The sequence below is a fragment of the Porphyromonas sp. COT-108 OH2963 genome (genome assembly GCF_000768895.1).
GTDB lineage: Bacteria > Bacteroidota > Bacteroidia > Bacteroidales > Porphyromonadaceae > Porphyromonas_A > Porphyromonas_A canoris.
Genome location: NZ_JRAP01000002.1, coordinates 224,797 through 244,831, shown reverse-complemented (window position 1 = coordinate 244,831; position 20,035 = coordinate 224,797). Strand labels below are relative to the sequence as shown.

The following is a 20,035-nucleotide window of genomic DNA, read 5'->3' as shown; positions in this document are numbered from 1 at the left end:
AAAAACATTATAAAAATCCATTATTCTTAATCATGATATGAATACATTAGATTTTTCTATCCGTCACGTAGGTATTTCGGAAAAAGATCAACAAGAAATGTTGGAATGTGTGGGAGTTAAAAGTTTGAACGAACTGATAGAACAAACCATACCTTCAAATATACATCTTCCTAAGGAACTTAACCTTCCATCTCCACTCACAGAGAGAGAGCTTATAGAACATATCTCTGAGTTAGGTAGCAAGAATAAAGTCTTTACATCTTATATAGGTATGGGATGGTATGACACATGCACTCCTGCACCAATACAGAGAAATATTCTTGAAAATCCAAGCTGGTACACTTCATATACTCCTTATCAAGCCGAAATTTCTCAAGGACGTTTGGAGGCATTATTCAACTTCCAAACAGTGGTAACGGAACTTACCGGTCTTCCTTTAACAAACTGCTCATTATTGGATGAAGCAACAGCCGGAGCAGAGGCCGTGGCTATGCTGCACAATACGCTTCCAAAATCCAAAAAGAAAGCAACTAAAGTTTTGGTAGATGAACGAGTATGGCAGTCAACCATAGATGTTATTACCACTCGTTCTATTCCTCAAGGTATTTCCGTAGAAGTATGCGATGTATTTAGTGCAGAACTTTCCGAAGATGTATTTGGAATAGTTGTTCAGTATCCTGACGCCAATGGAGAGGTAAAAGATTATACTCAACTCGTGGAACGTTCTCACGCAATAGATGTACGTATTGCAGTTGCCGCAGATATTCTTTCTCTTGCCATTCTAACTCCTCCTGGAGAATGGGGAGCCGATATAGTCTTTGGTTCTTCGCAACGCTTCGGTATTCCTATGTATTTTGGTGGTCCTTCGGCTGCATTCCTTTCAGCTCATGATGACTATAAAAGATCTATACCGGGTCGCATAGTTGGTCTGTCAAAAGATCGTAATGATCGTCCAATATATCGCTTAGCTCTTCAAACTCGCGAGCAACATATCAAACGTGAAAAGGCAACATCAAATATCTGTACAGCTCAAGCTCTTTTGGCGACAATGGCAGGTATGTATGCTGTATATCATGGGGCAGATGGCTTGAGAGATATAGCAGAAAGAGTGCATGGGTATGCCAACCGTTTGGCTATTCTTCTTAAAGATCTTGGCTACCAAATAAAGAGTGAGTCATTCTTTGATACCATTGTCTTAGAATCACTTTCAGAACAAGAAATCGCCAAAATAAGAGAAATAGCTGAAGAAGTACGAGTTAATTTCAGATATGATAAGAGTGGAACCATCGGTATTTCTGTTGATGAGACAACATTAGAAAGCGATTTGGGAATGCTCCACTATATTTTTGCTCAGGCTAAAGGTCTGGAAGTTGATACCGACGTATGTTACGACTCGGATAGATGCACAGCTAAGCTACCACAAAGTATGGTACGTAAAAGCAATTTCTTGCGCTTTGATGTCTTTGAAAAGTATCATACAGAGACAGAACTCATGAGATATATCAAGCGTTTGGAAAGAAAAGATATTTCTTTGGCGCACTCTATGATTTCTCTCGGATCATGCACAATGAAGCTGAATGCAGCGTCAGAACTATTCATTCTAAGTAATCCTCAATTCGCCTTCATACACCCTTATGCTCCTAAAGATCAGACAGAGGGATATATGGAAATGTTGGACAACCTTTCCGGCTATCTTGGAGAGATTACGGGATTACCTTATGCATGCCTTCAACCTAATTCCGGGGCGTCCGGTGAATATGCAGGTCTTAGGACTATCAGAAATTATCATGAATCTATAGGACAATCTCATCGAGACATTATACTTCTTCCTATCTCTGCTCATGGTACCAACCCTGCAAGTGCTATCCAATGTGGTTACAAAACCGTAACAGTGGCTTGTGATAATGATGGTAATGTAGATGTGGAAGACTTTGAAAAGAAAGCAAAGGAGAATGCAGATCGTCTTGCCGGAACAATGATTACTTATCCTTCTACTCATGGTATATTTGAACCGGAGATAAAGAAGCTTTGCCAAATTATTCATGACAACGGAGGACAAGTTTATCTTGATGGTGCAAACATGAATGCACAAGTAGGCTTTACCAATCCGGGATATATCGGAGCGGATGTGTGCCACTTGAATCTACATAAAACATTTGCCATTCCTCATGGTGGAGGTGGTCCTGGCGTAGGTCCTATATGTGTGAAAGAACACCTTAAACCATTCTTGCCAAGTCATTCTCTCATCTATGGAGATGGTGTTACTCCAGTATCTGCAGCACCATTTGGTAGTGCGGTGATCTTCGGTATCACTTATGCATACATTAGAATGTTAGGTGTAGAAGGTCTTAAGAGAAGTACCGCTATAGCAATTCTTAGTGCAAACTACATGGCTAAATGCTTGGAAAAAGAGTATGGAATTGTATATACCGGTAAAACAGGCAGAGTAGGACACGAACTTATCTTGGAATGTCGCAAGTTGAAAGAAGAGACAGGAATAGATGAGACCGATATCGCAAAACGTCTTATGGACTTTGGTTATCATGCTCCAACACTGTCATTCCCTGTTCATGGCACACTTATGATAGAGCCGACCGAGAGTGAAAGCTTAGATGAGCTTAACCGCTTCATAGACGTTATGAGATGTGTCCGTCGTGAGATAGAGGAAGTGAAAGAAGGAAAAGCAGATCCTGCGAATAACGTTCTCAAAAATGCTCCACACCCACAATATGAAGTTACAGCAGATGAATGGCCATTCCCATACTCAAGAAGTAAAGCAGCATTTGCTCTTCCATATTTGTTAGAGAATAAGTTCTGGATCAATGTTGCTCGAGCAGATGGAGGTTTTGGAGATCGTAACTTAGTAGCTACAATGTCTTGCTGCGTTGTGGAAAACTAACGAGGCGCATAGAACTAATTATGTTCGTTAAAATAGACTTTGACATATAACCTTAAGGTGTACTCTGCTTCGATTCAATATAGAGGTAGAGTACACCTTTCTCTTTTATACTAAACACTATTATCACTTATCGCTATATGAAAAAATGCAATTATGTCTCTATTACAGAGGCTATATCTCATGTCAAGAGTAATGATAAGATAGTTCTTGGACATGGAGCGGTCTCTCCAATCTTACTATTAGAAGAGTTATATCGTCAGCGAGAAAGATTATTTGGAGTAAAGATATTCCACCTAATTTATTTGGGAGACCCTGTTCACACACGCCCCGATGCTCAAGCTCACTTCCAGACACGAGCTCCGTTCATCACCGGAGGAGCTATGAGAGATGCTGTGGCAGATAATCGTGCAGAGTTTGTACCAATGCACTTTCATATTATTCCATATCACTTTCTCCCCGGAGGAGGATACGAACCGGATTGGGCTTTTATTCAAGTAACCCCACCCGATGCCAATGGTCGCTGCTCCTTGTCTCTGGCTTCTGACTATACCCTACCTGCGGCAAGAGCAGCGAAGCGAGTTATTGCAATGGTCAACCCTAACCTGCCGTATGTGTATGGAGACAATTTTCTGTCAGTAGATGAAATAGATTTCATGGTCGAAGCTCCCATGGAGAATCTTACCATTGCTTCCTCTCCCATTACAGAGACAGATCAAAAAATAGCAGAGTATTGTGCTTCACTTATTGGGGATGGTGCTTGTATTCAAGTAGGAATTGGCTCCGTACCTGAGGCTGTGCTCTCCAAACTTCACGACAGAAAAGATCTTGGGATACATACAGAGCTGATGACCGATGCCATCATGAATCTGATTAAGAGCGGAGCTGTCAACGGATCAAAAAAAGGAGTTTTACCCAATAAAGTACTTACTGCATTTGCCATGGGGTCTCAAGAGATGTACGACTTCATGCACAACAACGAAGATATTCTCCTTTACCCTGTGGACTTCACAAACAATCCTTTTGAAGTTGGGAAAAACGAAAACTTTGTATCCATCAACTCTACGATAGAAGTTGACCTATACGGACAGCTCTGCTCCGAAAAAGTTAATGGAAGACAATACAGTGGTACCGGCGGACAAGTAGACTTCCTTCGGGGAGCAAGATATTCCAAAGGAGGAAAGAGTATTATTACTGTACACTCAACAGCAAAGAATAGAACTATTTCCCGCATCGTTCCATCTCTTTCAGCCGGAAACAACGTTACTTCAGGCAGGACGGATGTTGACTACATAGTTACCGAACACGGTATTGCCCATCTGTTTGGAAAAAGTGAACGGGAACGAGCATTGGCACTATGCGCTATTGCAGATCCTCGATTCAGAGAAGAGTTGGAAAAAGAGGCTTATACTCGCTTCAATATTAAGAAGATCTTCTAATCCAACCAACAAAAAGGTTCAAACTACTTGATATACGAAAGCAACCGCTTTGAATAGTTTCTTAGGAGCTATTTCAAAGCGGTTGCTTCTTATATAAACGAGTCTATATATCCTTGGCAATATAAAAAGGATAAATTCCTAATAAGTTACCGGTTTTAGTTTCAGACCGGTAGTTTCTACCAATCCGCACATCAAGTTCATAATATGTACTGCAGTTCCTGCTCCACCTTTAAGAAGATTGTCCTGCACACTTACAACCATTAGTTTTCTTCCGTACTTCATCAAATGGATTATAGAATAATTGGTATTTACCACTTGTCTAATATCTGGAACAGTATCCTGAATATAGACAAAGGAATGATCATCAAAATGTTCTCTATAAAACTTCTTTATTTCGTCCAAAGAGACATCTATGTCAAAGTAGGTACAAGCATAGGTTCCTCGAACAAAGTTCCCTCGTATAGGCAAAAAGTTAATCGGCTGAGTAAAGCTGTTCTGACAGCATTTCAGAGCATATTCCATCTCTTTCGTTTGTCTGTGCTCAAAGGGGTGATAAAGAGTAATCCTATCACTCATCGAATCATAATGAATAGCCGTACTTTGTGGTCTTGCAGCATTCTCAGTGTGTCCTATTACGGAAGAGACATGCAGCTCACTATTCATGAGCAGATGCTTGGCTAAAGGAATGAGTCCGACAATGACGGAGTTTGCAAAACTTCCCGGTACAGAAACTGATGAGGCATTACAGATAGCCCTTCTATTCATTTCAGGCAAGCCATACACAAACTCCCGTCCGGAACAAAGTTCTGCTGTCTTAGCCACTCGCTGTTCATCCAGTGGGCGCAGTTCATAAGAGAAGTCTATAACTTTCAAGCTCTCTGGCAGTATATGAGATGAGTAAAAAGCTTTTGCCCGTGCGCTGTTAAGGCAAACGAAAAGAACCTCCAACTCCGAGAAGTCTGCATTATCCGTAAAAACAATTTCTCTAAAGTTGAAAAGCCCCGGATGAATATGGGAAACCATCTCACCAACATGCTCCGGAGCATAAACCTTTTCCAGTACTACATCCTCATGATTTATGAGCAGAGCTATAAGCTCGCCCACCATAAAACCTTCACTCCCTACTATTCCTACCTTTATCATACTGTTTTATTCTCTACTAAAATACGAAGTCAATACCAAGAGCCAAAGAGGCGGTAGTATAGCCATCAACATTCGCATACTTGAAGTACGGGAACACCCCAAAATACTTATTGAAGCGATAAGAAAGCCCACCACATATAACATCCTTTGGTATAGATTTATCGGTTTTTCCTACCTTAATATCCACATGATCCCATCTGGCAAAAAGAGAAAGCTCCGGCTTCAAATAGACCGTAGAATAGATAGCTCCTCCCTTAACAATACCATCATCTTCACCAAATTGAGCGTGAGATAGTACATTATATTCCGCTGCAACCCTAAATGGTTTGGTATTATAGGCAACCATACCTCCCAATAGAGTTCTGGGAGCAAACCCTTTCGGAGCATTCCCGACCTTCAAATCCGGAGTAATTGCAGCAAGTGCATTCAGCCTTAATCCCACAGGAGTGCTGATGTTGATACCGGAATAAAATTGAATGCGACTGTCCACAGCCAGATTGAAACATCCTTCACCATTCGTTACAGAAGCGTATAGCTTAAAATAGTCTGTCGGACGATAATTGAGATATACACCCAAGTCAGCACTGGATGCAAAGCCATGCACATAAAGGAAAGCCGGTCCCACGTAGCGATGTCCCCATTCTATCTCATGCTCAAAGCCAACACCGGTTTCCACAAGACCGCTTCTCACGGTTAGCTTCTCCACATCATAATTTACAGAGGCGTACTTGGGCATCATCTGATACCTTCCGTCTACGGGAGCTAAATCGAGTACCACTTCTCCGCTCCAAGGAGTATTTGTTGTTATACTATAACCGAGATAGCTCCGATTAAGGATAAACTGAGAGGGAGTATTTTTATTTAGCCCTTGGGAATACTCTCCAAAGACGCGCAAGATGGGTTTACCTTCCCAGTTAATTGTTTTTTCTTGTGCCTTCATCTCTCTTCCTGTAAAAAACAGGGTGCACATAGCAGCAATACAAAAAATAAACTTTCTCATCTTTTTAAGGTTTTAGGTCTGAATACTTACACTCTCACAATCAGCGGATATACCCTTAGTCTAATATATCCGCTCTCTTTGCGACTCTACGAGAGAGTCCACAATATAGTCGTCATACTCCATAAGCTTATCTATATGTCCCTTAGGTCCAAGCTCTATGATGCGATTGGCTACGGTCTGTATAAACTCATGGTCATGACTTGCAAATAAGATATTACCGGAGTAAGTCTTCAGAGTGTTATTAAATGCTTGTATAGATTCCAAATCCAAATGATTCGTAGGGGTATCCAATATCAAAACATTAGCATCTTTAAGCATCATGCGAGAGATCATGCAGCGCATCTTCTCCCCTCCGGAAAGTACAGAAGCTTTCTTAAGAATCTCCTCTCCGGAAAAGAGCATCCGCCCAAGATACCCCTTTAGATAGACCTCGTTTGTATCTTTTGCAAACTGACTGATCCACTCTATAAGATTCATATCTGTGTCGAAAAAGGCTGTGTTATCCAAAGGAAGATAAGCAGTTGTGATAGTCTGCCCCCAGTCATACTCTCCCTCATAGTCTTTCTCATTGCCATTTATAATCTCAAAGAATGCTGTCATAGCTCTTGGATCTCGGCTCAAAAAGACTACTTTTTCGCCCTTTTCGATATTAAAGTTCAGATCTTTGAAGAGATACTCTCCATCCAGTTTGTATGAAAGCCCTTTGATTTCCAATATCTTGTTTCCGGCTTCTCTATCCGGTTGGAACAAAATACCCGGATAGCGGCGAGATGAAGGCTGTATCTCATCCACATTGAGCTTTTCCAACATCTTCTTTCTACTGGTTGTCTGCTTACTTTTAGCGACATTAGCACTAAAGCGTCTAATAAACTCTTCAAGCTCTTTCCGCTTCTCTTCCAACTTTTTATTTTGCTGTTGCTGTTGTCTGAGAGCCAGTTGAGAACTTTCGTACCAGAAGCTGTAGTTCCCTGCAAACATTTGTATCTTACCATAGTCTATGTCCACGGTGTGCGTACACACCGAATCGAGGAAGTGGCGGTCGTGACTAACGACCAAAACGGTATTCTCAAAGTCTGCAAGATAGTTTATCAACCAATGTACGGTATCGAGGTCCAAATCGTTTGTAGGCTCATCCAGAAGCAGATTATCCGGCTTACCATACAACGCTCTGGCAAGAAGAACACGAACCTTTTCCTTACCACTCAAGTCTTTCATCTGTGCATAGTGCAGATCCTCTTTTATTCCAAGTCCGGAGAGAAGTATGGCTGCATCGCTTTCAGCATTCCATCCTTCCATTTCGGCAAACTTTTCTTCAAGATCTGCAGCACGGATACCATCCTCGTCTGTAAAGTCTTCCTTGGCATAGAGAGCATCTTTCTCCTTCATCACATTCCAGAGCACAGAGTGTCCCATAAGGACTGTATCCATAACGCTAAACTCGTCAAACTCGAAGTGGTCTTGCTTTAGTACGGACAACCGTTCGCCCGGTCCGAGGATCACGCTTCCCTTTGTCGGTTCAAGGTCTCCACTTATAGCTCTTAAAAGAGTAGACTTCCCTGCCCCGTTGGCACCTATAATTCCGTAGCAGTTTCCGGATGTAAACTTCATATTGACATCCTGAAACAACGCCCTCTTTCCAAACTGAATAGTTAGTTCGCTAAGTGTAATCATCTAATATCGCTTCTTCTTTGTCTATAAATTAAAACTTTTCTATTTCTCTTATCCACATTTCTCCCACTGCATCACTCGGCATACGCCATCCTCCTCTTGGGGAGAGTGTGATAGCTCCAACCTTTGGAGCATCCGGGCTACAGTTTCTCTTAAACTGATTGCTAAAGAATCTCCTTATAAACGTGGTCATTGTACGCTTCAGCATATCCTTAGAATACTTATCTCCAAAAGCCTTGCCTGCCATGAAAAGTATCTTTGTCGGAGAGAAAGCATTATGTATCATGTGATACAAGAAAAAGTCATGCAGTTCGTACGGACCTATAATAGCTTCCGTGCTTTGCCTGTTGGTACCATCCTTATCCTTTTCGGGGAGAAGCTCCGGGCTTACCGGAGTCTTCAAGACATCCCTTAGAGCATCCTCCACAACCTTTTCATAACCACCGTTATCGGCAATATGTTCTACCATCAGACGCACGACAGTCTTTGGAATAGAGGCATTCACGTTGTACATCGACATATGATCACCGGCAAAGGTGGTCCATCCTAAAGCCAGCTCCGAAAGGTCTCCTGTTCCCAACACGATAGCTCCTTCCATATTGGCTATATCCATAAGGATCTGAGCGCGTTCACGGGCCTGAGCATTCTCAAACGTAACATCGTAGCTCTTTCCATCGTGTCCTATGGCAGCAAGATGGTCTCGGACAGATTCGGTGATCTCTACTTCTCTGGTGGAGATACCGAGTCCGTTCATCATGGTTTTGGCGTTATTGTATGTCCTTTCCGATGTTCCAAAACCCGGCATCGTTACTCCTATGATTCCTTTTCTGTCCCAACCCATAAAGTCGAACGCATGCACGGCAACCATCAGAGTAAGCGTGCTGTCCAGACCACCACTTATACCTATCACGGCTTTCTTCGTTCCGATATGGATAAGACGCTGGAAGAGAGCAGACATCTGTATATCCCACATCTCTTGGCAACGCTCTTTCCAGTTTTTGGAAGAGGGCATAAAGGGATACTTCTCCACGGGGCGAGTCATATCGTACTCTTTAACCTCGTTAAGGTAGAAAGGTATCTCCGTCATCTCTTCCGTGCACACCACGGAAGCCACACTCTTAAACGAGGTATTGATAAGCCGTTCCGTGCGTATATATTCTACGTCTATATCGTTTATCAATAGGCGTTCACCATATTCAAAACGCTCCATTTCCGACAAAATCTCTCCGTTTTCCGCGATGAATGCTTTCCCGGTGTAAACCAAGTCCGTAGAGCTCTCTCCGTATCCGCAGGAAGCATACACATATCCGCATATCGCTTGTGCCGAGTTGCCACTAATGAGTGCTCTCAGATAAGCATGCTTTCCGGCATTCTCGTTACTTGCGGAAAGGTTGAAGATGATATGTGCTCCGTAGAGAGAAAGACGTGTTCCCGGAGGTGTCGCTGTCCACATATCTTCGCAGATCTCCACACCTATTCCTATCTGTTTATACTTAAACAGGAGATTGTGTCCGATGGGTACAACAAAATCTTTGATATTGATATGCGAGAGAGAAAGCTCATTGGCAGAAGAGAACCAGCGTCTCTCTTGAAACTCTCTATAATTGGGAAGGAACGTTTTAGGGATGGCACCCAAGATCTTACCATTTTGGAAAGCAATGGCGGCATTGTATAGACGCTGCTCCACACGGATAGGCATACCGACAAAAACAAGGATGTCTGTCTCCTTGGTGCGCTCCACCAAAGTACAAAGCGCCTCTTCTGCCTGCCGTTGCAGGAATGGCTGTATAAACAGATCCGAGCAAGTATAGCCCGTAATACACAGTTCGGGAAAGGTGATAATCTCCACCCCTTTTTCACAAGCCTTAAAGATGAGCTGCTCTATGCGCTCTATATTGTAGTTACAGTCTGCAACCTTTACAAATGGCACGCCTGCTGCCACTTTTACATATCCATGTTTCATATATCGCTATACACGTAGATTATTGGTCTGTTGTTCTCGATCTTCTTATTCTGTATGTTGAATGATTTTAGTGTAAAGGTAGGGAAGATTTATCAATCTACCTATTGTTGTGCCTGCTTAACTGCCATCTCTACTCTTTTCTTGACGCTTTCTTACACCATCCGGCGATAAATTCTCTTGTAAACGGCTTCAAAAACAGCGTTTAATACAGTAAAATCTTGCTCTATTCCCGTTAAAGATTTGTAACCAAACTTTGAATGCCATAAGTCAAGGCTTGATTTGTAAAATTCAAGCCTTGACTTCCAAAAATAAGCATTTGATTAGTAACTCTTTATAGATTAAAAGAACATTATAAACACGTTCATCATAACTTGTAAACAGATCAAAAACAAATACTCTCCCGGTATCAGAAAAAATCTTTGTAAAGAGAAGATTGCAGGACGTCCTATACATACCGGAAGCAGATCTTATCTGCGAGAATGGAGATACCTAAAAATGCCCGTTTTCCTCACCTGTAGGAAATTTGAGAGAAAGAGCAAATAAAATTGCTATTTTTGTATGAGATTGTGGGCTATACCCCAAAATAAAAAGCGAGAAATGAACAAGAACAGATCTATTTTACTTCTACTGTTTTTAACACTCCTAATCCCGTCGAAACTTTCCACTTACGCCGATGCTTCCGGTCGGGTCGGGATCAAGAGCGAGGTATTAAGAAATTGGCGTTACAAGAGTTTGAAAGATACCCTTTGGAGCAACTGTATTGTGCCTTCTGTGGTGCAGGAAAATCTTATCAAAGAGAAGAGGCTTCCTCTCCCCTACTATCGGGACAATGAAAAAAAGGTTCAGTGGGTATCGGATCAAGATTGGGTCTATGCCACAACATTTGAAGTATCGGAGATTGATAGGACTTCGGGAACAAGACAGATGCTGGAGTTTGACGGGATAGACACATTTGGAGAGGTTTATCTCAATGGCGAACATCTTGGCTCGACAAAAAATATGTTTTTGGCTTACAGCTATGATGTTACGGGTAAGCTCGTAAAAGGGGAGAACCATCTGGTGGTACATCTTAAGTCTCCTATCGGTACGGTTCATTCGCAATACCTTTCAAACGGATTCAACTACCCTGCCGACAACGACCACTTCCCTATTCGTTACAGCCCTTTTACACGGAAAGCTCCTTATCATTACGGCTGGGACTGGGGAATGCGTATGGTTACCATGGGCATTTGGAAAGAGGTACGTCTTTCTACATATCATACTGCACGCATCGCCTCTGTGGATGTAGAGAGCAAAATAGAGTGGTCCGGAGAAAATAGTGCCAAGCAGGCATCCGTTGTCGTAAACGTGGAGTGCGACTCGTTTGATAAGGAAGTTTATTTTGCCCAAGCGGAACTCACCTCCAAGCAGAATGGCAAAAAATGGTCTGCCGATATGGATGAGAGCAGCCTGAGAAAGAAAACATGCCACTTCTCGATCCAAGATCCGGAGCTGTGGTGGCCAAGAGAATGGGGCAAAGCAAACCTGTACACACTCACCATACGCCTGTTGGATAAGGACCGGAAAGAGATAGACAGAAATATTTCGGAGATAGGAATCCGGGAGATCAAGCTGATCAATAAACCGGATGACAAGGGGACATCGTTCTATTTTGAGGTAAACAGACGCCCGATATTTGCCAAAGGAGCCAACTATATACCCGGAAATTTGATGCTTACGACACGAACAGACGAGTACTTTAAGTCGCTGTTCGATGATGTCGAGTTCGCCAACATGAACATGATTCGCGTTTGGGGAGGAGGAGCATACGAGGATGACAGATTCTATACAGAAGCAAACCGAAGAGGCTTGCTGGTATGGCAGGACTTCATGTTCGGCTGTACTGCTTATCCTGCGGATAGTTCGTTCCTGGACAATGTACGTCAGGAAGCCATCTATCAAGTAAAGCGTCTGAGAAATCATCCCTGTATAGCATTCTGGTGTGGTAATAATGAGATAGAAGAGGGAATACTCTATTGGGGCTGGCAGAAGCGACTCTCTCCACAACATTATCAGCAACTCAAAGACAGCTATGCCCCTTTATTTCATGAGTTACTTCCAAGCATTATAAAAGAATATGCTCCAAGATTCGATTACATTCACGGCTCTCCGATGGGTTCCAACTGGGGACAGCCTCAAACATTCACGAACGGAGATATTCACTATTGGGGACTGTGGTATGGTAAACAGCCTTTTGAAGTCTTCGACAAGTACCCGATGCGTTTTGTGAGTGAGTATGGCTTTCAGTCTTTCCCCTCCATGAAGACAATATCGACATTTGCTCTTCCTGAAGATTACGGGCTCGAAACAGAGGTGATGAAGGTGCACCAAAAAGCTTCGACAGGCAACGGACTGATAAAGGAGTACATGGAACGTGAGTACGTAGTGCCTGAAAAGTTTGAGGACTTTGTCTATATCGGTCAGGTTCTTCACGGGAGAGGTATGGCCAAATCCATTCGCAGCATGCGAAGAGAGCGTCCCACCTGCATGGGGTCTCTCTATTGGCAGTTGAATGATGCTTGGCCCGCTGTGTCGTGGAGTAGTGTAGACTTTTTCCAAAACTATAAAGGAATGCACTACACAACACGTGAAGCATACGCTCCGGTAGCTGTCATGACGAAAGATATAGGGAAAGATTCTCTTGCCATATTTGTTGCAAATGACAAGCTGAATGCACTTCCCGGTGGATCTCTTCGCTTGGAGACAAAAACAGTTCAAGGCAAAAAGCTGTACACTAAAACAATCTCTCTGCCTGTGATAGCGGCTAACAGCGTTACGCAGGTGGGTCTCTTCTCCAAAAGAGATATTGCAATGGCGGAGAATATTACAGAAAGAGTGCTTTCGATCAGTGTCTCTACCAAAGAGGATAATGCGCGCCTGCTATGGTACGCAGTTGCCACAAAAGATATGGATCTCCCCGATCAGGTATTGAAGTACAAGGTTATCAAGCAAACAGATGGCGAAGCTGTAGTCCGCTTCCAAAGTGAACGTTTGGTGAAAGATCTGTTTATAGAGACACCTTGGCACGCTACCAGATTTAGCGATAATTTCTTTGACCTCTTCCCTGGAGAGCAAAGAGACATTATTATCAGACATGCCGAAATTTCAAAGAAAACGCCTTTGAAATTGGAGCTGAAAACCATGAATGAAATTCACAACAAGTACAAAATAATAGGAACAATATGATATTAGAAATTTGTGCCAATTCTGTAGCTTCTTGTATTGCTGCTCAAGAAGGAGGCGCACAACGTATAGAGCTATGTGCCGGTATTCCTGAGGGTGGCACTACCCCCTCTTATGGCATGGTAAAAAAAGCTCGTGAGGCTGTAAGTATTGGTTTGAACATCATCATTCGTCCAAGAGGAGGAGATTTTCTATACTCTCCGACAGAAGTGGAAGAGATGATAGAGGATATCAAAATCCTTGGGACATTGGGAGTAGATGGCTTTGTATTCGGAGCTTTGACACCCGATGGAGAGGTAGATAAAGAGGTTTGCAAAAGACTCATAGAGGCTGCACAAGGCTCTCCGGTTACTTTTCACAGAGCTTTCGATATGGCTAAAGATCCGAAGCAGGCATTGGAAGATATTATCGAGTTAGGGTTCGATCGCATTCTTACATCCGGATGTATGCCCTCCGCATTAGAGGGAGTCTCCACCATAGCCATGCTTGTACGAGAAGCTCAAGACAGAATAGCAATCATGGCAGGCTGTGGAGTAAATGCTTCTAACGTGCATGAGATAGTACAAATGACAGGTGTAAAAGAGGTGCATGGCTCTTTCCGCTCTCCCATCGAAAGCAAAATGAGATACAGAAACAGTGTTGTAAGCATGGGAGGAACCGTGGTTGTGGAAGAGTATAGCACTCCTCAGACAGATGCCGAGAAGGTAAAAGAAATTATTAACATCATAGGCTGAATATGAACTCTAATCTTTCAAATATAGGATTGATAGGTCTTGCCGTAATGGGTGAGAACCTTGCTCTAAACATTGAACGGAACGGATACCGTGTCTCGGTATATAACAGAAGTGGAGAGACGGTGGACAGATTTATCAATGGGCGGGCAAAAGGGAAAAACTTTCAAGGATTCAAGAATATCGAAGAGTTTGTTGCTTCGATAGAAAGACCTCGAAAAATCATCTTGATGATTAAGGCAGGAGGTCCTGTGGATGCAGTCATTCAACAACTTCTACCCTATCTGGAAAAGGGAGATATCATAATGGACGGAGGCAACTCCAACTATACCGATAGCGAAAGACGTGTGGAGGAGCTCTACGAAAGAGGTATCTACTTTGTCGGTAGCGGTATTTCCGGCGGAGAGGAAGGTGCTTTGAACGGACCTTCAATAATGCCGGGAGGAGCAGCCGAAGCGAAGGAGCATATCCTTCCGATACTGGAGAAAATATCTGCCAAAGCGAAAGACGGAACTCCTTGTTGCGCTTGGATTGGCGGCGGAGGTGCAGGACACTTTGTGAAGATGGTGCATAATGGTATAGAGTATGGTGATATGCAGATCATCTCGGAGGCCTATTTCATCATGAAGAAGCTGCTCAACTACTCCAATGACAGGATGGCAGACATTTTTGGAGAGTGGAATAAAGGAAAGCTGGAAAGCTATCTCGTTGAGATTACAGAGCAGATACTCAGATTCCGAGACAAGGATGGTAATCATCTTATAGACTATATCCTCGATGCCGCAGGACAGAAAGGAACGGGGAAATGGTCGGTTATCAACTCTCTTGAATTTGGTATACCGCTTAACCTAATCTCTACTGCAGTGTATGAAAGAAGCCTGTCTGCTCTTAAAGATTTACGTGAAAAGGCTGCGGCTTTATACAATCCGTTTCTTGTACCGGAACCATTCAAAGGAAGTGGTAATCCCGAACATAAGATCGAAAATGCGATGTATGCGTCAAAGTTGGTATCTTATGCACAAGGCTTCCAACTCATAAAGGCAGCATCCAATGAACACAATTGGGGTATAGACTTAGCAGCAGTAGCTCGTATCTGGAGAGGGGGATGTATCATTCGTTCGGCGTTCTTAGGTGAAATTTCTAATGCTTTGACAAGAAATCCGGACTTGGAAAATCTCTTATTGGACGAGTTCTTCAAAAAAGAAATAGAGCAAGCATTGGATGATTGGCGGGAAGTAGTATCTGTCTGTATTATATCAGGGCTTCCGATTCCTGCATGCAGCAGCTCGATCAACTACTTCCACTCATTGACCACAAAGGTTCTTCCGGCGAATATGTTGCAAGCACAAAGAGACTTTTTCGGGGCTCATACATTTGAGAGAACGGATCGCCCAAGAGGTGAATTTTATCATGAAAACTGGACAGGCGAGGGCGGAACTACGGCTTCTACTGTTTATGCTGTATAGATAACAGGGATGAATACAACGATAACACCGACACTGCCTTCAGCAATGGGCTTAGTCATATTCGGAGCATCCGGAGACCTGACTATGCGAAAGCTGATACCGTCTCTTTATTCTCTTCTTCAGGCAAAGCGCGTGCCTAAATCTTTCTTTGTCTTGGGTGTTGCCCGGACGGAATATTCGGATGAAGCCTTTAGGACTTATCTTAAAGAAAAGCTGCAAGAACACCTTAAAGATGAAGAGAAAGACACAGAAACGGTTTCTCTTTTCCTTTCGCACATCCATTACCACACGATGGATCCGGCGGAAGAAAAGGATTACAATGGTCTGAAATCGAAGCTCCTGGAATTAGATGAAGTTTATAACAACCCGGCTAACTATATCTTTTACCTCTCAACTCCGCCAAGTCTTTACGGAATTATCCCTAAACATCTTAGTGCCGTAAATCTTAATGCTAAAGGCAATGGCGCAGGGATAGAAGAAAATATACGTCGAATCATTATCGAGAAGCCGTTCGGATATGATCTTGAAAGTGCTCACGAGCTCAATCTTATCTACGAAGAAGCTTTTACGGAAAATCAACTTTATCGTATAGATCACTATTTAGGGAAAGAGACAGTCCAAAACATTATGGCTCTTCGCTTCTCTAACGGTATCTTCGAGCCTCTATGGAACAGACGCTACATAGACAGAATAGAGGTAACGGCTGTTGAGAATTTGGGGATAGAGAAGCGTGGCGGATTCTATGATAACGTAGGAGCTCTCCGAGACATGGTTCAAAACCATCTTATACAGCTTTTAGCCTTGGTAACTATGGAGCCTCCGGCTGTCTTCAATGCGAAAACATTCCGCGATGAAGTACTGAAAGTGTACCAATCTCTTCGCCCTCTCTCTCCGCAAGATATACGAACCAATGTCATTCGAGGGCAGTACACTGCATCCAAAGCCAATAATGAGAGACAGCTAAAAGGGTATAGAGAAGAAGAGAAGGTTAATCCTCAGTCTCGGACAGAAACCTATGTTGCCATAAAAGTGGCGATAGACAACTGGAGATGGGGAGGTGTTCCCTTCTACATCCGGACAGGAAAGCAGATGCCGACAAAGGTTACCGAAATCGTTGTCCATTTCCGTAAAACACCTCACTCACTCTTTGGAGATGCTCCGGCAAATGCTTTAATCATTCGCATCCAACCCAATGAAGGTGTTGCACTAAAGTTTGATATGAAAACGCCGGGATCCGGTTTCGATGTACAGCAAGTATCTATGGACTTCACTTATAATAAGCTTGGAGGCGTGCCGAGTGGTGATGCCTACTCTCGTTTATTGGAGGACTGTATGCGTGGAGATGCTACTCTGTTCACAAGAAGTGATGCTGTGGAGGCAAGCTGGACCTATTTCACCCCAATCCTTAAAGCATGGGAGCAAGATGAAAAGATACCTCTACATGGTTATCCTGTAGGGACTTGGGGACCCAAGATGGCGGATCAGATCATCAACGATGGCTATTCATGGACCAATCCGTGCAAAAATCTTACGGACACCGATCTTTATTGCGAACTCTAAATATGACGATGTTTAACATAAACAGATATGCTACCCCCCGTTTGGTAGCGGAAGCCATAACAGACTTGCTAAGGCAAAAGTATCTGGAACACAAGGTGCACTCGCCTGAAGAACCCTATACGATAGCTCTAAGCGGAGGGTCTACTCCACTCTCTCTTCTCCACTACTGGGAAGAGAGAGTAGAGATGCTCCGGGAAATGGATGTACATTTTTTCTGGGTGGACGAGCGAATGGTTCCTTATGACTCCAATGAGAGCAACTACGGAGAGGCTGCCAGAGCTTTCTTTGACCGCTCCGGCATATCCCCTAATCGCATTCATCCCATAACCCCATCCTCTCTGACGGCAGACTCTGCACAAGAATACTCCGAGCAGCTAAGCCGATTTTCCAGCCAATATCAGAAGAAAAAGGCAATAGACTTTCTGCTATTGGGGATTGGTGGTGATGGGCATACCTCCTCGCTTTTCCCCGGACAAGAGGATTCCTATTCGGTCGAGCGGCTTTTTATAGCCTCTATCAATCCTCAAACAAAAGTGGAAAGAGTAGCTTTGAGTATGTATGGCATTCTTCACGAATCGGATACCATCCTCTTTCACTTGCTTGGAGAGAAGAAGAGAGAGATACTTCAAGAGGTTTTAAGCAGTACCGCCCAATCCCACAAAGAGTCGCTTTTACCCTCCGCTTATGTTATTGTACATGCTCAAAAGCCGGTGGATATTTATACCGACATCTCTGTGTAAAAGCTCTCTCAAAGAAAATCACTACCTTGTCTCAATACTAAAACCATATCACTGCACCTACCAATGGATGCAAACCTTCATACTTCACGCTACTTCAAACGAGATCTGAGTTGGTTGTCGTTCAATAAACGCGTGCTCTTGGAAGCAGAAGATACCGAGCTGCCTATCTATGAAAGGCTCAAGTTTTTAGGGATCTTCTGTTCCAATCTTCAAGAATTTTATCAGGTTCGAGTAGCAAATGCAAGAGCTGCCATAGAGAATAGAAAACAGAGCGACTTCACTCAAGAAGAGGCTCTGGATACATTTGTCCAAGTGATGAAAGAGGTCTCTTCTCAAGAAGATCTCTTTTACGATATTCTCTATAACAGGGTTATCCCAGACCTTAGTGCACAGGGAGTGGATCTCATCACGGATATCAATGTCTTGACGGATGCGGAGCGTGAATATCTCTACCAATACTGCATCATGGAGGTTTATCCGCACCTCTCCCCTATTTTCCTGGATCCGGATCATGCCAATCCATTTGTACGAGACAACCGTCTCTACCTTGCCATAAATGCTGTCAAGAAGAAAAAAGAGGGAGAAAAGGTAGAAGATCACTACATCATCAAGCTCCCGTTCGACAAAGCAAACAGATTTGTGCCTATTCCACCGGAGATACGCCAAATCAAAGATGGCAAGAGATCTCCCTATGCCTACGTTTTTCTGGAAGACGTTATACGTACAGGCATACACTATCTGCTGCCCAACTATGAGAAGATAGATGCTTATGCCTACCGAATATCTCGTGACGTGGATGTTGTCATCACCGAAAATATTCATGGCAAAGACCTTGCCCAGAGGGTGAAAAGCATTCTCAGCCAAAGGCAACGCGGAGCTGTTTCCCGCTGTCTGTACGACCGCCGTATGCCTCATACACTATTGGATAAGATCATGAAGCTGAGCTATGTCAAGGAAGACCTGCTCATTCCGAGCGATACCTACATTATGCTCTCGGATCTTCTTCAGCTACCCAATCCGATAGGCTCGGAATATGCACGACGGTACCCGGAACCCATTGCGTGGCATCCGGAGATACCGAGAAACGAGTCCATGATCCGATACATCATAGAGCACAACCTTACAACAACTCTTTACGCTCCATATCAGTCTTTCAGAAACTTTATCCAGCTGTTGCATGCGGCTGCCACTTCTCCGGATGTGGAAGAGATAAAACTGACTCAGTATAGAGTGGCAGAAGATTCCGAAGTGATAGAAAAAATGACTCTGGCGGCTCTGAACGGAAAAAAGGTTACGGTCTTTGTCGAACTAAAGGCAAGATTCGATGAAGCCAATAATCTCATCACAAGCGAAGTCTTACAAAGAGCCGGAGTAAAGGTGGTATACAGTCTTCCCAAACTGAAAGTACACGCCAAAACGTGCCTGATCCGACTAAAAAGCGATCCCGATACGGTTAAAGGTTTGGCATGTTTCAGTACCGGAAACTTTAACGAAGATACCGCAGCCATCTACTCCGATCTGACCTACATAACCCCTCATCCGGAGTTGGTAAAAGATCTTGTCTCTCTCTTCAAATACGTTGAGTCCGAAGTGAAGACCCTACCAATGTTCCGACATCTATTGGTTCCCGGATGTGGACTTGTAGAGACACTGAATGCTCTTATAAATAGAGAGATAGAGGAAGCAAAGGCAGGAAGAAAAGCGCACATAATACTCAAGCTGAATGCTTTGCAGGATCAATCCATGATAGAAAAGCTATACGAAGCATCCGAAGCAGGCGTTGAGATAGACCTTGCCGTAAGGGGTATCTGCTGTGCCATCCCAAATCAGCCTTTCAGCAAGAATATTCGTGTTACACGCACCATAGATATGTATCTTGAACACACCAGATTATGGTACTTCTATCATGGTGGTAAGGAGAGCATCTACATCGCTTCTGCCGATTGGATGAAGCGTAACCTTTACAAGCGCATAGAGTATGCAGCACCGATCCTGCACCCCGATATTAAAGCTCTGGCTAAGGATATACTCATGCTGCAGCTTCAGGCAAACAAAAACACTTACGAGGTAGATGAAAATCTCGAAAACCGACCAAGACTTGGCTCTTCCTCACAAAAGATAAGGTTGCAAGAGGAGCTTTACAAGGTTGTTCGCTCTCACTCCGAAAAGAAAGCATAACAGACTGCTTCTTACGACACTTTCGGCAT

Annotated in this window: 12 protein-coding genes; 8 read left to right on the top strand and 4 right to left on the bottom strand. The window is 43.3% G+C overall.

What is annotated here, in order from left to right:
* Window positions 1–37 precede the first annotated feature (37 nt).
* Together gcvP and HQ39_RS01005 are read left to right on the top strand one after the other, a co-directional pair.
* Window positions 38–2,899 (top strand): aminomethyl-transferring glycine dehydrogenase, encoded by a 2,862-nt coding sequence (gcvP, locus tag HQ39_RS01010; protein ID WP_036862819.1) that lies wholly within the window; start codon window positions 38–40, stop codon window positions 2,897–2,899.
* A gap of 137 nt (window positions 2,900–3,036) precedes the next feature.
* Window positions 3,037–4,335 (top strand): acetyl-CoA hydrolase/transferase family protein, encoded by a 1,299-nt coding sequence (locus tag HQ39_RS01005; protein ID WP_036862816.1) that lies wholly within the window; start codon window positions 3,037–3,039, stop codon window positions 4,333–4,335.
* Between the two features lie 138 nt (window positions 4,336–4,473).
* Here the strand turns inward: HQ39_RS01005 and HQ39_RS01000 are convergent, their stop codons facing one another.
* From HQ39_RS01000 to HQ39_RS00985, 4 genes are all read right to left on the bottom strand, one after another.
* A complete protein-coding gene (locus tag HQ39_RS01000) occupies window positions 4,474–5,478 on the bottom strand; it encodes a hypothetical protein (RefSeq protein ID WP_036862814.1) in 1,005 nt (334 codons plus the stop codon).
* 16 nt (window positions 5,479–5,494) lie between these two features.
* Window positions 5,495–6,418, bottom strand: coding sequence for a hypothetical protein (locus HQ39_RS00995; protein ID WP_152565466.1), 924 nt, complete (start codon window positions 6,416–6,418; stop codon window positions 5,495–5,497).
* A gap of 120 nt (window positions 6,419–6,538) precedes the next feature.
* On the bottom strand, window positions 6,539–8,149 hold the full coding sequence (locus HQ39_RS00990) for an ABC-F family ATP-binding cassette domain-containing protein (RefSeq protein WP_036792272.1): 1,611 nt from the start codon (window positions 8,147–8,149) through the stop codon (window positions 6,539–6,541).
* Window positions 8,150–8,177: 28 nt separating this feature from the next.
* Window positions 8,178–10,109 (bottom strand): NAD(+) synthase, encoded by a 1,932-nt coding sequence (locus HQ39_RS00985; RefSeq protein WP_036862810.1) that lies wholly within the window; start codon window positions 10,107–10,109, stop codon window positions 8,178–8,180.
* Window positions 10,110–10,706: 597 nt separating this feature from the next.
* Here HQ39_RS00985 and HQ39_RS00980 point away from each other — a divergent pair.
* From HQ39_RS00980 to ppk1, 6 genes are all read left to right on the top strand, one after another.
* Window positions 10,707–13,334 carry a glycoside hydrolase family 2 protein gene (locus tag HQ39_RS00980; RefSeq protein WP_052079297.1) on the top strand — a complete coding sequence of 876 codons (2,628 nt, stop codon included), beginning with the start codon at window positions 10,707–10,709 and terminating at the stop codon, window positions 13,332–13,334.
* The gene (locus HQ39_RS00975) at window positions 13,331–14,065 is read left to right on the top strand and encodes a copper homeostasis protein CutC (protein WP_036862808.1); all 735 of its coding nucleotides are present in this window, start codon (window positions 13,331–13,333) and stop codon (window positions 14,063–14,065) included. Before HQ39_RS00980 ends, HQ39_RS00975 begins: the two co-directional genes overlap by 4 nt.
* A 2-nt stretch (window positions 14,066–14,067) precedes the next feature.
* Window positions 14,068–15,528: a decarboxylating NADP(+)-dependent phosphogluconate dehydrogenase gene (gnd, locus tag HQ39_RS00970; RefSeq protein WP_036792263.1), complete on the top strand. Its 1,461-nt coding sequence runs from the start codon at window positions 14,068–14,070 to the stop codon at window positions 15,526–15,528.
* A gap of 9 nt (window positions 15,529–15,537) precedes the next feature.
* Window positions 15,538–17,088 carry a glucose-6-phosphate dehydrogenase gene (gene zwf, locus HQ39_RS00965; protein ID WP_081965344.1) on the top strand — a complete coding sequence of 517 codons (1,551 nt, stop codon included), beginning with the start codon at window positions 15,538–15,540 and terminating at the stop codon, window positions 17,086–17,088.
* Between the two features lie 8 nt (window positions 17,089–17,096).
* On the top strand, window positions 17,097–17,828 hold the full coding sequence (gene pgl, locus HQ39_RS00960) for a 6-phosphogluconolactonase (protein WP_160216094.1): 732 nt from the start codon (window positions 17,097–17,099) through the stop codon (window positions 17,826–17,828).
* Between the two features lie 63 nt (window positions 17,829–17,891).
* Window positions 17,892–20,006, top strand: coding sequence for a polyphosphate kinase 1 (gene ppk1, locus HQ39_RS00955; RefSeq protein WP_036862803.1), 2,115 nt, complete (start codon window positions 17,892–17,894; stop codon window positions 20,004–20,006).
* Window positions 20,007–20,035 lie beyond the last annotated feature (29 nt).